The organism is Acholeplasma sp. ORD1043, from assembly GCF_057808485.1.
This window is the reverse complement of sequence record NZ_JAQLOJ010000012.1, coordinates 1-15,291: the sequence shown is the minus strand read 5'-3', so window position 1 is coordinate 15,291 and position 15,291 is coordinate 1. Positions and strand designations below refer to the sequence as shown.

General features: G+C 32.7%; 14 protein-coding genes, 1 other RNA gene, 1 pseudogene and 1 riboswitch. Of the genes and pseudogenes, 8 read left to right on the top strand and 8 right to left on the bottom strand.

Translation table 11 applies throughout. The features are described 5' to 3' along the window. Window positions 1-9 precede the first annotated feature (9 nt). The 4 genes from PG914_RS05295 (at window position 10) to rnpB (ending at window position 3,439) form a co-directional block, all read left to right on the top strand. The gene (locus PG914_RS05295) at window positions 10-336 is read left to right on the top strand and encodes a cyclic-di-AMP receptor (RefSeq protein ID WP_488822670.1); all 327 of its coding nucleotides are present in this window, start codon (window positions 10-12) and stop codon (window positions 334-336) included. Between the two features lie 153 nt (window positions 337-489). Continuing rightward, window positions 490-759: a 30S ribosomal protein S15 gene (gene rpsO, locus PG914_RS05290; RefSeq protein WP_488822669.1), complete on the top strand. Its 270-nt coding sequence runs from the start codon at window positions 490-492 to the stop codon at window positions 757-759. 143 nt (window positions 760-902) lie between these two features. Further along, entirely contained in the window at window positions 903-3,053 is a 2,151-nt protein-coding gene (locus PG914_RS05285) for a polyribonucleotide nucleotidyltransferase (protein ID WP_488822668.1), read from the top strand. A 45-nt stretch (window positions 3,054-3,098) separates the two neighbouring features. Next, an RNA gene (gene rnpB, locus PG914_RS05280) (RNase P RNA component class B) lies at window positions 3,099-3,439 on the top strand. A 58-nt stretch (window positions 3,440-3,497) separates the two neighbouring features. On the opposite strand, the gene PG914_RS05275 is transcribed toward rnpB, so the two are convergent. The 8 genes and pseudogenes from PG914_RS05275 to PG914_RS05240 all read right to left on the bottom strand — a co-directional run bounded on the left by PG914_RS05275 (window position 3,498) and on the right by PG914_RS05240 (window position 11,291). Beyond that, window positions 3,498-6,206, bottom strand: coding sequence for a cation-translocating P-type ATPase (locus PG914_RS05275; RefSeq protein ID WP_488822667.1), 2,709 nt, complete (start codon window positions 6,204-6,206; stop codon window positions 3,498-3,500). A gap of 222 nt (window positions 6,207-6,428) precedes the next feature. Further along, window positions 6,429-6,905: a hypothetical protein gene (locus PG914_RS05270; RefSeq protein WP_488822666.1), complete on the bottom strand. Its 477-nt coding sequence runs from the start codon at window positions 6,903-6,905 to the stop codon at window positions 6,429-6,431. Between the two features lie 69 nt (window positions 6,906-6,974). After that, the gene (locus PG914_RS05265; RefSeq protein WP_488822665.1) at window positions 6,975-7,502 is read right to left on the bottom strand and encodes a S24/S26 family peptidase; all 528 of its coding nucleotides are present in this window, start codon (window positions 7,500-7,502) and stop codon (window positions 6,975-6,977) included. 113 nt (window positions 7,503-7,615) lie between these two features. After that, window positions 7,616-8,206, bottom strand: a complete 591-nt coding sequence (locus tag PG914_RS05260) for a hypothetical protein (protein WP_488822664.1) — start codon at window positions 8,204-8,206, stop codon at window positions 7,616-7,618. 42 nt (window positions 8,207-8,248) lie between these two features. Beyond that, window positions 8,249-8,764: a hypothetical protein gene (locus PG914_RS05255; protein ID WP_488822663.1), complete on the bottom strand. Its 516-nt coding sequence runs from the start codon at window positions 8,762-8,764 to the stop codon at window positions 8,249-8,251. Window positions 8,765-8,821: 57 nt separating this feature from the next. Then, window positions 8,822-8,902, bottom strand: a riboswitch (cyclic di-GMP riboswitch). Window positions 8,903-8,991: 89 nt separating this feature from the next. Next, window positions 8,992-9,911: pseudogene (locus PG914_RS05250) on the bottom strand (pseudouridine-5'-phosphate glycosidase). Window position 9,912: 1 nt separating this feature from the next. Continuing rightward, on the bottom strand, window positions 9,913-10,791 hold the full coding sequence (locus PG914_RS05245) for a PfkB family carbohydrate kinase (RefSeq protein WP_488822662.1): 879 nt from the start codon (window positions 10,789-10,791) through the stop codon (window positions 9,913-9,915). Further along, entirely contained in the window at window positions 10,788-11,291 is a 504-nt protein-coding gene (locus PG914_RS05240; RefSeq protein WP_488822661.1) for a peptidylprolyl isomerase, read from the bottom strand. The genes PG914_RS05245 and PG914_RS05240 overlap by 4 nt, the downstream gene beginning before the upstream one ends. Window positions 11,292-11,369: 78 nt before the next feature. Here PG914_RS05240 and mvk point away from each other — a divergent pair, with 78 nt between their 5' ends. Genes mvk through fni form a run of 4 tightly spaced genes read left to right on the top strand, consistent with a single transcriptional unit; the run spans window position 11,370 to window position 15,255 of the window. Continuing rightward, window positions 11,370-12,323 (top strand): mevalonate kinase, encoded by a 954-nt coding sequence (gene mvk, locus PG914_RS05235; protein WP_488822660.1) that lies wholly within the window; start codon window positions 11,370-11,372, stop codon window positions 12,321-12,323. Further along, on the top strand, window positions 12,307-13,254 hold the full coding sequence (gene mvaD, locus PG914_RS05230; RefSeq protein ID WP_488822659.1) for a diphosphomevalonate decarboxylase: 948 nt from the start codon (window positions 12,307-12,309) through the stop codon (window positions 13,252-13,254). The genes mvk and mvaD overlap by 17 nt, the downstream gene beginning before the upstream one ends. Next, complete coding sequence (locus tag PG914_RS05225) at window positions 13,251-14,291, top strand: phosphomevalonate kinase (RefSeq protein WP_488822658.1); 1,041 nt, start codon at window positions 13,251-13,253, stop codon at window positions 14,289-14,291. The genes mvaD and PG914_RS05225 overlap by 4 nt, the downstream gene beginning before the upstream one ends. Further along, window positions 14,284-15,255 carry a type 2 isopentenyl-diphosphate Delta-isomerase gene (gene fni, locus PG914_RS05220; RefSeq protein WP_488822657.1) on the top strand — a complete coding sequence of 324 codons (972 nt, stop codon included), beginning with the start codon at window positions 14,284-14,286 and terminating at the stop codon, window positions 15,253-15,255. Before PG914_RS05225 ends, fni begins: the two co-directional genes overlap by 8 nt. Window positions 15,256-15,291 lie beyond the last annotated feature (36 nt).

The window sequence follows — 15,291 nt, the reverse complement described above, 5'->3', positions numbered from 1 at the left end:
TAGCTAAATATGAAACTAGTCTTAGCAGTCGTATCAAATGAAGATGCTGGTAAAGTCCAAAAAGCTTTAATTAATGATAATTTCTTCTCAACTCAATTAGCAACTAAAGGTGGATTCTTGAGAGAAGGTAACCGAACTTTCTTAATAGGTGTTAACGATGAAAAGGTTCCAGAAGTACTAGATATCATCGAAAAGCATTCAAAACGCAGAAATAAGATCGTTCCAAATGCAATCGTGAACGAATTTGGTTCATTTTCAGCACACCTTCCAATCGAGGTTTCTGTGGGTGGAGCAACAGTTTTTATCTTAAATGTTGACCAATTTATCAAAGTTTAACTACTTTTTTCGACATTTATCGATAATTAAATGAAAATTTTCATTACTATATTGCAATTTGTTTTCGATTATGGTATTATTACTCACGGTCGATAGCGAGGACAGCGTTAGCCAAGCACTGCACTTCAGCTATACGAGACATAGGAGGACAATATGGCATTATCAAAAGATAACAAAAAAGCATTAGTAGAAAAATTTGCTAGATTTGCTGGAGACACTGGTTCACCAGAAGTACAAATCGCAATTTTAACTCATGAAATCAATGAGCTAAACGAACATCTACAAGTACATACTCATGACTTCCATTCAAAACGTGGTTTATTCATGAAGATTGGTCGTAGAAGAAATCTACTTAAGTATTTAAAGAATACAGATGCTAATCGTTACGCAGCATTGATTAATGAACTTGGATTAAGACGCTAAAAAACTCTTCGGAGTTTTTTTTTCGTTCTGAAGCACTTTTTTAGTTTCTTTAATTATGTTATTGAGATTTTTATTAAAATAAATGCTATAATATACAAGGCTATGAAATATAGAAAATTAATATAAAATGAAGGAGATTTTATATGTCAAAACAAACATTTGAGACAACGTTAGCTGGCAAACCGCTACGTGTCGAAATCGGTGAAGTTGCTAAGCAAGCACACGGATCCGTAATGGTTTACTACGGTGACACAGTTGTTTTATCAACAGTTGTTGGTAAAGAAACATCTGCAGAAACTGACTTTTTCCCATTGATGGTTATCTATCAAGAAAAATTATATGCAGCAGGTAAGATTCCTGGTGGATTCTTAAGAAGAGAAGGACGTCCTTCTGAACATGAAACATTAGTATCACGTTTAATCGATAGACCTATTAGACCTTTATTTGATGAAGGATACAGAAACGAAGTACAAATTGTAAACACAGTTTTATCATCTGACCCAGATGTTCCAAGCGAAGTTGCAGCAATGTTAGGTTCATCTATTGCACTTGAAATTTCTCCAATTCCATTCCTTGGACCAATCGCAGGTGTAAATGTTGGTCGTATTAATGGTGAATATGTCTTAAACCCAACACCAGCACAAATGGAATTATCAGATATTGATTTAACATTAGCTGGTACTAAAGTTGCTATTAACATGGTAGAAGCTGGTGCTAAACAAGTATCAGAAGAAGCAATGTTAGGTGCATTAATGTTTGGTCATGATGCAATCAAAGTATTATGTGATTTCCAAGCAGAGATTAAAGCAGCAGTTGGACAAGAAAAATTAGTTCCAGAATTAAATAAAATTGATGAAAACATTGATAAGTTAGTAAGAGCATATGCAGAAGCTGATTTAATCAAAGCAGTATCAATTGTTGAAAAAGCTGAACGTTATGCAAAAATTGATGAAATTAAAGAAAATACTTTAGAACATTTCGCACAAACAACTTTCTGGAAAGAAGTCGAAGGTGTCAAAGTTTTAGATGAAAAAGAACAAACTAAATTCTTAAAACAAGTTGGCAGAGTAGTTGATGAAATCGTAAGATTAGAAGTCCGTAGATTAATCACTGTTGATAAAGTACGTCCTGATGGTCGTAAAGTTGATGAAATTCGTCCTTTATCAAGCCGTGTAGACATCTTACCAAGAACCCACGGTTCAGCATTATTTACTCGCGGTCAAACGCAAGCATTAGGTGTTGTAACACTTGGTTCATTAGGTGAAAACCAAATTATTGATGGCTTAGAAGAAGCTGAAGTATCAAAACGCTTCATGTTACATTACAACTTCCCTCCATTCTCAGTTGGTGAAACTGGTCGTTATGGTGCACCTGGTCGTCGTGAAATTGGTCACGGTGCTTTAGGTGAAAGAGCATTATTACAAGTATTACCTTCTGAAGAAGAATTCCCATATTCAATCCGTGTTGTTTCTGAAATATTAGAATCAAACGGTTCCTCATCACAAGCAACTATTTGTGTTGGTTCAATGGCATTAATGGCTGCAGGTGTTCCAATTAAAGCTCCAGTTGCAGGTATTGCAATGGGATTAATCAAAGAAGGCGATCACTATACAATCCTTTCTGACATTCAAGGTATGGAAGACCATGAAGGTGATATGGACTTTAAAGTAGCTGGTACAAAAGATGGTATCACTGCACTTCAAATGGACATTAAGATTTCAGGTATTACAAGAGAAATCTTTGAAGAAGCACTTGCTCAAGCTAAACTTGGTAGACTTCATATCTTAGAACATATGTCAACAACAATTTCAGAAGTTAGACCTGAATTATCAGTTTACGCTCCAAAAGTTAAGATGATTCGTATCAATCCTGAAAAGATTCGTGATGTTATCGGTTCAGGTGGTAAGATCATTACTCAAATCATCGAAGATCATAACAATGTTAAAATTGATATTGAACAAGATGGTAGAGTATTCATTATGCACTCAGACTCTTCATGGATTAATAAAGCAGCATCATACATTGAAAATTTAGTAAGAGAAGCTAAAGTCGGAGAAATCTACGAAGCTAAAGTAACTCGTCTCTTAATGGATAAAGATGGTAAGAAGATTCAAGGTGTATTTGCTGAAATCTTCTCTGGTACTGAAGGATTAGTACATATCTCTAAATGGGCTAAAGACCGTACAGAATCACTTGAAGGACAAGTTAAAGTTGGTGACCAAATCATCGTTAAAGTTATCAAAATTGATGAAAAAGGTCGCGTTGACTTATCTAGAAAAGACGCATTAGAATAATTTGACATTTTAACTTATTAAGATTAAAATTAATACGATTTCAAATTGGGAAGGTGACTGAGCAGGGTTTAGCCCTGTTAGGAAAGTCCATGCTAGCACAGACCCTAGTGGTTTGTAGTGTTTGCGCCAAAGGAACAAATAACTTTGGGTATGAGTAATCATAACGGCGAATTCAATTTCTAAGGGTAACTATGAATGCGAGTTCTTAACGTGCCACAGAGACGAGTTTATTAGGAAACTAATAAAATGAAACGCGGTAAACCCCTCAAGCTAGCAACCCAAATTTGGTAGGGGCATGAGATAGTCAGCAATGAACTATCTTACGAGGTAATACTCGAGATAAATAGTCACAAGAAGGAAACTTCTACAGAACATGGCTTATGCACCAATTTGTTATCAAAAAACCACCGCAATCGGTGGTTTTCTTTTTAATCCTTAATTAATTTACTTTGATGATTTTAGTTTACCAATGAATTTTATTGTTTCAACAACAATCACTGGAACAATAGATAATCCAATGACAATTAACCAGTCATATAAATTCCAATGTAAAACTGAATCAATATCAAAGATATTTTCTGCAAAGAATGGAATAAAGACAGTTAATAACTGTAGCACAAGACAACCAAAGAACGCCATTATTAGGAATTTATTAGGTTGTAGTTTGAAGATTGAAGTTTTATCACTACGAACATTAAATGCATGAAATAATTGAGTTAAGCATAAGACCATGAAAGTTAATGTTTGAGCATGTCTAATACCGTTCATTTGATATCCAATATAGAATGCAGCAAATGTTAAGATACCAATCATAATACCTTGCCATGCAACCTTAGCACCTAAACCATCAGCGAAAATGCTCTTTGATGTATCTCTTGGTTTTTCATTCATAATGTTAGGTTCTTTTGGATCTAAACCAATACCAATAGCCATAAATGAGTCAGTTACTAAGTTCACCCAAAGAATTTGAGATGCAGATAAGATTTGTAAGAATGGTTCATTTGGGAATAAAACAATACCTAATGTAACGCCTAAGAAGATGGTGACAATTTCACCAATATTACAGGATAATAAGAATTGAATAGCTTTTTTGATGTTTGCAAAAATTGTACGACCTTCACCAACTGCAGTAACAATAGTTGCAAAGTTATCATCAGTTAAAATCATATCTGATGCACCTTTAGCAACTTCAGTACCTGTAATGCCCATCGCAATACCAATATCTGCTTTTTTAATAGAAGGTGCATCGTTTACACCATCACCTGTCATTGCAACAACTAACCCAGTAGATTTCCACGCAGTCACAATTCTAACTTTATTTTCTGGTGATACTCTTGCATATACTCTAATATTTGGTAGTTTTTCTAAGTATTCTTCATCAGACATGCCATCTAATTCTTTACCAGTAATGGCAATTTGTCCCTCTGTTAAAATGCCTAATTCTTTGGCAATAGCAACAGCAGTATTTTTATGATCACCTGTAATCATAATTGTTGTGATACCAGCTTTTTTGGTTTCAATGATGGCATCTTTAACTTCAGGTCTTGCAGGGTCAATCATACCAACTAAACCGAGTAAAATCAGGTTATTTTCAAGTTTTTCTTCAAAAGATTTATCAAATACTGTATTTAATTCAAACACTTGATAACCTAATGCCAACACGCGTAAAGCTTGATCTGTGAATTTTATATTTTGATTATTAAATGTATCTATGACTGTTTGATCAATAGTTTCTATATTATTATCGACTAAATAGAAATTACTACGTGCAATGATATTATCAGGAGCACCTTTAGTAATCGCAACGAATTTATCATTTATTTTATGAACGGTAGTCATCATCTTACGGTCTGAATCAAATGGTAATTCAAATACTCTTGGATATGATTGTAAGATATCAAGTGGGTTATTATTAGTAACAATAGATAAATCAGTTAACGCAATTTCAGTTGGGTCACCAATTTTAACATAACCGGCTTCAGTTTTTTGTACAACTGTATCATTACATAACACACCAAAATCAATTAAAGATTTTAATGATGAAACTGCATTTGTTACAGACTCTGTTTTGATTGATTGGTCATATACATAAAGATCTGTAACAGTCATTACATTTTGAGTTAAAGTTCCTGTTTTATCACTACAAATAATCGCAGTAGAACCTAAAGTTTCAACTGCAGGTAAAGTACGCATGATTGCTTTTTTCTTTACTAAATTTTGCATACCAATTGATAAAACAATTGTGATAATTGCAGGTAATCCTTCAGGAATCGCAGCAACTGCTAATGCAACAGCAGACATAAATGCTTCTAGAATGTGCACCTCACCAATCATAAATCCTCTAATCATCTGAATGATGAAGATGACTGTAACAATACCTAGTGCAATATAGGCTAGGAATTTACCTAATTGAGCAATACTTTTTTGAAGTGGTGTTTGTGAATGCTCATTATTTTGAAGCATTGATGCAATCTTACCTATTTCAGTTTCCATACCAGTTTTAACAACTAATCCAGTACCACGGCCATAAGTAACAACTGTTCCCATGAATGCTAAATTGATTCTGTCACCTAACGGTACATCTTCATTTAAAATTGCTTGATTTGTCTTTTCAACTGGGACGGGTTCTCCAGTTAAAGCAGATTCATCACATTTTAAATTAATGACATCAACTAATCTTAAGTCAGCTGGAACAAAATCACCAGCTTGTAAGATGACATAATCTCCAGGGACTAAATCTTTCACATCAATCTTAATTTCTCTACCATCTCTTAACACAGTCGCATGTGGACTAGACATTTTTTTAATGGATTCAAGCGCCTCTTCAGCTTTAGCTTCTTGAACTAAACCGAGTATGGCATTGATTAGAACGATACCAATAATCATTAATCCTTCGGTTAATTCTTCAGGATTATTATTTAAAATTGCAGTAACGAATGCAATACCCGCTGCAATTAATAATACGATCACCATGAAGTCTTTAAATTGGTCTAGAAATTTAAGAATAAAAGATCTTTTCTTTTCCTCGGCTAATTTATTCTCTCCATATTTTTCTAAACGTTGTGAAACTTCAAGAGAAGTTAATCCTTCCTTTGATGTCTCATATGTTTGCATAACTTCATCAACACTTTGTTGATATATTTCTTTATTCATAATTTCCTCCACTTAGAAATAATAAAGACCTTCAAAACCCGTTTGTAGGTCTTGAAGGTCTCGTTTACAAGCAGATAATTGGGCTTGACTATTAACCGGGTAAAATACCGTAATGACGATTAATAAATTTGGGAACTACTCCCCTTCTTCATTATATTCTATCATAAATAAATTATCTGTAAATATCATTTTTAACTTTATGTTATGAATTTCAAGTTTGGTCTAATGACTGTTTAAAGTCTTTTTATTGGAATGAATTATCCAAAGTATCAGTAGTGTTGTTATAGATAATCCAGTACCAATATTTAAGAAATAAATCCAAGGTTCAGTTGACATAAATAAAATAACATCTAGTCCAGTTGCTTCACTAATAAAAGTACCTTTGATTTCAGAAAAAGTATAAACTTCAGTTACTAAAAGATTATTTACAGATAAAGTAAGTGTCGAGTTTATTTCATCTATATCAATGACTTGGTGAACCCATAAATATTGTTCGTTAATACGACTAGGTGCAACAACATATTCACCTACTGTAATTTCAGATGGAGAAAAAGGTACCATTTTAACGATACCTACTTTAATTCTATTATTAGTAATTGGTTGGTTGAATGGTACAGCTTGAATGTGATTATACTGATAAAATTGATATTCAATATTCGGACCTAACATGATTATGCTGACCAAAAATAATTCAACCATGAAAAACAATGCGAAAACTATTAAGAGAATTACTCGAACTATTTTCATGTATGAGTCCTTAAATTTATTTTAATTTGTAGATTTTTTCATACGTTTAATTAAGATAACAGCAGCGGTTATTAATGCACCATTGATTAAGATGACAGTAATACCGATTGGACTTCTTAAAAAGCCTATGACATAACCTAAATTTGGAATTTTAGAAACAACATTTCCACGGTACATAGAAGAAGTAATTTCCCATTGGTAAGATGTTGGATTACCACTTGAATGGACACGATAGGCAGTTTCTGATCCTGCAACTTTTGTCATAATCTTATATACTTTTAAACCATCTGCATTACCATAACCGTCAAGTTCAAAAACAATGATATCGGTATTATCAAGTTCATCAAATTCAGTCATTGACACTACAACTAAATCGCCTTGATTAAGCGATGAGTCAACTCCTGAAAATCCACCATAAACTGCAACTCCAAATAATGTGGATGTCACTGTTGGTAAATAAATAAATGATAGAATAAACAAACCTAAAAGTCCGATAACACTATACAATATGATACTAATTAATTTATTTGAATCAAACTTATCCGCCATATTTATACCCCTATAAAAACGTAATCTTATCCTAAGATTATTGTAACATAAATTAGATTATGTTACGAAAAAGTGGTCTTGTGACCACTTTTTAGTTTATTTTAATTTAGATATTAGTCTTCGATAACTGTAAATAAGACATCAAATGTAGCGGTTGCACCAAACATAGCTTCGGCAACTTCTTGAGCTTCTTCAGCAGTAATTTCATCTTCAATTTCAACTGGTTCAGTTAAGGTCACTTTTACATAAACAGTAACTGCATCACCATTAACTTCAATCACATCACTACCATCAGCTTGGAATACACCATTTACCACAGTACCACCGATTTGGTAAGTAAGATTTAAGTAACTCACTAATTCATTAACAACACCAAAGGAAACATTTTCAAAATCAACTTCAAGTGTACCAGTTGCTTCACTATCTAAATCGTTTGACTCCCATACGATTGAGAATGTGAAGATAATGTATTCAACAGCGTCATCTTCTAATGAGAATTCAGCTTGACCTGCAGGTACTAAAACACCATCAGTAACATCAGCAGTAGAAGCAGATACTTCAACAACTAAACCTGTACCAATTGTGATTTCCCCTGATTCTTCAGCTTCTAAATTGATACTCGCCCAGAATGCATATGATATCCCGATTGATACCACTGCCAATAAGAATAATGCAATAAGCATTAATTTTTGATTCTTTTTCATATTTGTACTCTCCCTTTTTAATCCTTAAGTTTTTTTAAACTTTTAAGAAACAACGTTAAATAGCAAATCAAAGGTTATATTTTTACCCCTAATTGCTTCAGCAATCTCTCTTGTCTCTGGTTCAGTTAATCTAACCTTAACAACTACAAGTAATGAATCGTTTCCAATCAAGAGATTACCTTCATTTGGTAGAATGATCTCTACTAAATAACTGTAGGTAGGATCACCATTAATTAATATATTTTTGACTTGGATGGTTACATTAAGTTCTATGCCGGGTTGTAATTCCTCGCCATTAATATCTAGTTCAAAGGTGAAGATAATTTCGTCCACTTCATCACTTGAGTAAACATAACCAGCTGGAACTAATTTTTTATTGATATTAGATTTATCTTCTTTTAAATCCACTGTCAGTTCAGCTTCATGAATCGTGTCAATAACAATATACACATCAACATATCTTTCAATCGCTGCCCAATATGAAAACGAAATTGAAATAGTGTACATTATAGCAATAGCTAGGACCACAAGAAGTGCAGTACTTAACCTTTTAGTCATACATATCCCCCAATAGCCATGACAAATAAAAAGCAGCCATTGAAATCACGAAAAGTGATTTGCAACTGGCTGCCACGTTAATGTTATGGCCCTATAGCTTTGCGTCCTTAAGTTACCTTAAGTTTGCCGATACAATATGCTTAAATTTATGACTGCTATTATTATAATAAAAAATAGTTTTATATGCAAACAAAATGGATATTTAATGAGACAAAGTACCGAATATGCTATAAATTATTAAGTTTTGAAAGTTCAATTGCTATTTCTGCACCGAGTTTAGCATTGTTATAAACAAGTTGAATATTTGAATCTAAGCTAATACCCTTAGTTGATTTTTCAATGCTTGCAAGTAAGTAAGGAGTGATTGCTTTGCCTTTGATATTATTTTTCTCAGCGGATGCTAATGCTTTCTCAATTTCAGAATTAATAAATGCTTCATCCAATGAAAATTGATTAGGTATTGGATTCGCAACAAGCACACCACCTTGGAGCGGAAGTGTCCATTTGGTTTGTAACAATTTAGCAATTTCTGAAGGTTTGTTTAATTGATATTCCAGTCTAAAACCAGATTTTTTAGTGTAAAATGCAGGGAATTCATCGGTACCAAAACCAACTACAGGCACGCCTTTTGTTTCTAGGTACTCAAGTGTTAAACCTATATCTAAAATTGAATTACATCCTGCTGAAACAACACAGACATTTTCATTTGCTAACTCTTCTAAATCTCTTGAAATATCAAACGTATCTTGACCATTTCTGTGAACACCACCAATACCACCAGTAGCAAACACTTTAATTCCAGTCATTGCTGCGATTAAAATAGTTGCAGATACGGTCGTAGCTCCATTATAACCTTTTGTAATACAATAAGGTATATCGCGTTTTGAAACTTTCATAATGTTACCTACTGACCCTAATTTAGTTAGTTCATCAGGTGATAGACCTACTTTAATTCTGCCATCTAAAATAGCAATTGTTGCAGGTGTTGCACCAGCATTTTTAATAATTTTTTCTAACGTCATACCCACTTCAACATTTCTTGGATATGGCATCCCATGTGAAATGATTGTTGACTCTAAAGCAACAACTGGTTGATTTTTTTTAATGCGTCTAATACATTTGGTGCAATATCGATAAATTGATTCATGTTATTTCTCCTTCACCATTGAAACAAGTTGGTTCACTTTTAATTTCTTATATACAGCATCGATAGATTGAAGTGTAAAATGTGAAAGAATTGTTCCCGTTTTTAGTGGTTCTAAATTATTTATTTCAGCAAAAATTGTTCCTGCAAAGAATCCATCTCTTGCGCCAGTGTCATTAATGATCACTCCATCAAATGACTTTTGGTAAAAATTAATAAACTCTGGAGTAAATTGATATACACCATTTTTTCCTAAAGTTAAGAATATATTATGGATACCTTTATTTAATAAAATTTGACCAATTTGAATTGGGTCATCAAATACAGTAATCATCTTTCCTTCATTAGTATTAATTTTGATGGTGTGGATTTTTTGAAGATAAGGAATGAATTTAGCGGCTTTAGCGCTACTTACTAAGTCAACATAGAATGCTTTATTAAATGTTTTAAAAATATATTCAATCGTATCTTCAGTTAGATTAGCATCTAATACAACAATATCCGCTTTTTCTATATGATCTTGATATCGTCTAATCACTTGAGGTGTAAGTTTTTTAAGTTGATCCATTGAACTAACCGCAGTGAATAGATTACCTTTATCATCATGAATTGCTACGTAACTTGGAGTTTGTTTTACAGTTTGATATAAAACCTTTAACTTTATATCGCGTGCCATGTTCAGAAAATCTTGAGCATCTTCCCCAAGTACTGTAATTAGGGTCGGTTCAAGTTCCAATCTGGCTAAATTTTCAGCAATGTTTCTTGCAACCCCACCCCAAGATTTATATATATTACCGGGATTAGAATCATGCATTACCATTGGTTGGTGCATACTTGCTAAATAATCAATAGAAGTAGCACCAATAACTACAATTTTTTTCATATGTAATCAACTGGTTTTAAATTAAATGTATTTTCAAGTATAGTAAAGCTTTCGATAACGACTGGAGTTAATGGCATATCCATATGGTTGGTTTGAGTTGTAGCAATTTTATCAACTACCTCTAACCCTTCAATTACTTTACCAAAAGCAGCATATTGACCATCTAAATGTGGAGAGTCTTTATGCATAATAAAGAATTGGCTTGTTGCAGAGTTAGGGTTATTTGTACGAGCCATCGAAATCACACCTTTGGTGTGTTTAAGATCGTTTTTGTGTCCATTGGCAGTAAATTCACCTTTAATCGGTTCTAACTTATCAAATGATCCACCACCTTGAATCATAAAGCCTCGAATAATTCGATGGAAGATTTTATCAGTATAAAAACCTGACTCTACATATTTAACGAAATTTGATACTGTGTTTGGTGCAACTTCAGGATAAAGTTCGATTTTCATCGCACCAAAATCTTTTACTTTTAAAGATAAAATGAGTTTTGACATGCTAATTACCTTTCCTTTTATGGGATATATTCATTGTATCATATATGATATAATGATTATAGAAAGCGAGCGAATTTTATGGTGGATTTTGGACAAGGAGTAGCAAGCGGTAAGATTATCCTTATGGGTGATCATTCTGTAGTTTATGGTAAACCAGCTATTGCACTTCCTTTTAAACAAGCACAAATTACTTCAAAAATATATAAAACTAATGAACCAACCACTATCGATTGCATCTATTATATTGGTCTATTAGAACATGCACCAGATACGATATTGGGAATTAAACGTGTTATAGAATTAGTTTTAACTTATTTAAATCAAGACAATTTTGGAATTCAAATAAAAATTGAATCGAATTTACCAGCACAAAGAGGTTTAGGCTCAAGTGCAGCTGTTTCGATTGCTATTGTAAGATCTTTATTTGATGCTTTTGAAACAGAACTAACACCTGAATTACTTAATATGTTTGTTGATTCAGCTGAACAAGTTCATCATGTGAGTCCATCTGGATTAGATGCATCAACGATTACAACTGGTAAAGCCGTATTTTATCAAAAGGATTTAGGTAGAACCATTATTCCATTAAAAATGGATGCAGTTATTGTTGTAGCTGATACAGGTAAACGTGGATTAACCAAAGAAGCAGTTAGTGAAGTCAGACGTCTTTGGAAAGAAAATCCAACAGTAGTTAATCCAATTATTGATCGATTAGAAGAATTAACAAATGAAGTTAAAACATATTTAGAAAATAATGAAGTTATAAGATTAGGTCTTGCAATGACTGAAGCACATGAATTACTTAGAAGTATTCATGTATCTGATGATACATTAGAAGTTCTAGTTAATGTCGCACTTAAGAATGGTGCTTTAGGTGCTAAATTAACAGGCGGCGGTAAAGGTGGTTGTATCATCGCACTTGCAAAAAATACTGAACAGGCAATTATACTTTCTGAAGCTTTAAAAACAAGTGGTGCTGTCGACACTTGGTTCTACGACTTAAAGGAAATTATTGATGAAGAAAACAGCTAAAGCACATGTAAATATTGCGTTAATTAAATATTGGGGAAAGAAAGATAAAAAATGGAATTTACCTTTAACATCCTCTTTATCATTTACAGTTGATAAATTCTATACTAAAACGACGGTTGAATATAAACCATTGTTAACAGAAGATCATCTTTATATAGATGATAAGTTTATCACTGGAGTAGAATATGACCGTGTTAAACAATTTATGGATATGGTTAGACACTTATATAATATTCCATATTTTGCTGAGATTGTTTCATACAATTTTGTGCCTAAAAAAGCAGGTATAGCATCAAGCTCTTCAGCTTTTGCCACGCTTGCTTTAGCTGCAACCTCAGCATTTGGTTTAGAACTTGATAAAAAAGCTTTATCAGCTTTAGCTAGATATGGAAGCGGGTCTGCAAGTCGATCGATTTGTAATGGATTTGCTGTATGGCACGAAGGTTATGATCATATATCAAGTTATGCAGAAGAAATTGAAGGTTTTGATGATATGGCATTGTTAGTTTGCATGGTCAATCAAAATGAGAAAAAAGTTGATTCAAGAACAGCTATGAATGTTTTAGAAATCTATCCTCAATATAAAGAGGATTGGATAACTAAAACCAATATACTTTTTAATGATATGATCCATGCCATACAAATCAAAGATTTTGTAAAAGTAGGTATAACCGCTGAAACCCATGCAGAATTGATGCATCAATTAATTGAAAATACAGGCAATACCTATTTGACTGATGTTTCCAGAGAAATCATTGAATTGACAAAATGGTTAAGAACTCAAGGATATTTAGTATATGCAACAATGGATGCTGGTCCAAATGTAAAAATTATTTTAAGAAAAGATTCAATCAAAGATGTAATAAGTTATTATGAAAAACTTTGTACTGTCGTAGTATGCTATGAAGGTAAAGGAGCACATCTCTTATGATTTCACTTAAAGTGCCAGGAAAACTATTTATCATTGGTGAATATTCAGTCTTAAAACCAGGTAATGAAGCGATTTTAGTCGCTGTTAATAAATTTATACATGTTACCGTTGAAGAATCAAAATCTTATGATTTTCAATCAGAACTGGGTAGATTTAAATGGATGCTATCTGAGGAATTGCCAGTCTTTAGCTATGATACTTTAAAACATGCTAAAGCAGCAATATATACTGCACATACATATTTAAAGTATAAAGGTGTTAAACCTAAAGTTTATGAAATTAAACTTACTTCAGAAATGATGAATGAAGAAAACCAAAAATATGGTTTAGGTTCATCCGGAGCAGTAATTGTATCAGTCATAAAAGGTATTCTTGACTTACATGGAGTAAAAATTAGAAAACTCGATTTATTTAAACTTGCTGTCTTAGCTCAAATTGAAATTAATGATATCTCTTCAGGGGGAGAACTTGCTGCTAGTATCTTTGGAGGCTGGGTTCACTATAAAAGATATGATTTGATTTGGGTTATGAATCACAAAGGAAAAATTGATGAAGTGATGACCTTAACTTGGCCATTCTTAAAAATAACAAGATTACCTAAACCGAATTTAGAATTAGCAATTTGTTATAGCGGAATGTCTCAATCTACAAGTCAAATGGTTGGTAAAATGAATGAAGTTAATCAGTCTCCATGGTATGCAACATTCTTAAATAAAACACATCTGATAGTTACTCAATTTAAAGAAGCTTTGATTAGAAATGATTATTTTACAGTTAAATATATGCTCGAACTCTATCGAAATCAATTGTTAGAACTTCAAGCAAAATCTGGTATAATCATTGAATCAGAACCATTTAAGCTTATGATGGAAGTTGCTTCACGTTATGGTTTTCCTGCAAAAACATCTGGTGCTGGTTATGGTGATTGTGGATTTGCTATCGTACAATCAAAAATTAATAAAATCCAACTTCAAGACGCTTGGATTAAAGCTGGTTTAACACCACTTGAACTACAAGTGTGGGAGTATTATGAGTAAAAATAGAAAAGATGAGCATATCGCACTGGCATTAAGTCAGGAAATCAAAACAAACTACTTTGATAAAATCAAATTAGAAGCTTTAGATCTTCCAGATTTAGCAATTGATGATATCCAATTAAATACAACATTTTTAGGATTTGATGTACCATATCCGTTTTATATAAATGCAATGACAGGTGGTTCTGAAAATGGTAAAAGAATTAATGATTTTCTATCTAGAATAGCAAATCACTTTAATATACCAATGGTAACAGGCAGCCAGTCTATCATTTTTAAAGATGAAACATCAAAGCCTTCTTTTGAAATTATTAGAAATAACCATCAAGGGATTATTGTTTCTAATCTAAATGCAAATGCTTCAGTAAATCAAGCGTTAGAAGCAATTAATTTATTAAATGCCGATGCATTATCTATACATTTAAATGTCATTCAAGAACTTGTTATGCCAGAAGGTGATAGAGACTTTTCTTCATGGACTAACAATATTAAGAAAATCCAAAGTGGTATCCAAAAACCAATATTGGTTAAACAAGTAGGTATGGGCTTTTCAAATGCAACGATTGAAAAACTAATTTCTATGGGCATAAAACACATTGATATCTCAGGTAGTGGTGGAACTTCATTCTTGCAAATTGAAGCCAAAAGAAGTGGCAACAACTACGATTATTTAAGTGAATTTAGTTTAGATACTGCAGAAATATTGCTTAATTTGAAAGTATCTAATGATGTATCAATTTATGCCTCAGGTGGTGTTAGAAATCCACTTGATGTTGTTAAAGCTTTAGTACTTGGTGCTAAAGCAGTCGGACTTTCAAGATGGTTTCTAGACTTAAAATTCTTAGAATTTGATGAGGCTATTAAAAAAGTTGAATCATTTATCTTAGATATCAAAAAAATTATGGTTATTATCGGTGCTAAATCAATTAAAGATTTAAAGACTGTTAAATATCAATTAAATTAAAAATAAAAAAACCACCAAACTTTAATGTTTAGGTGG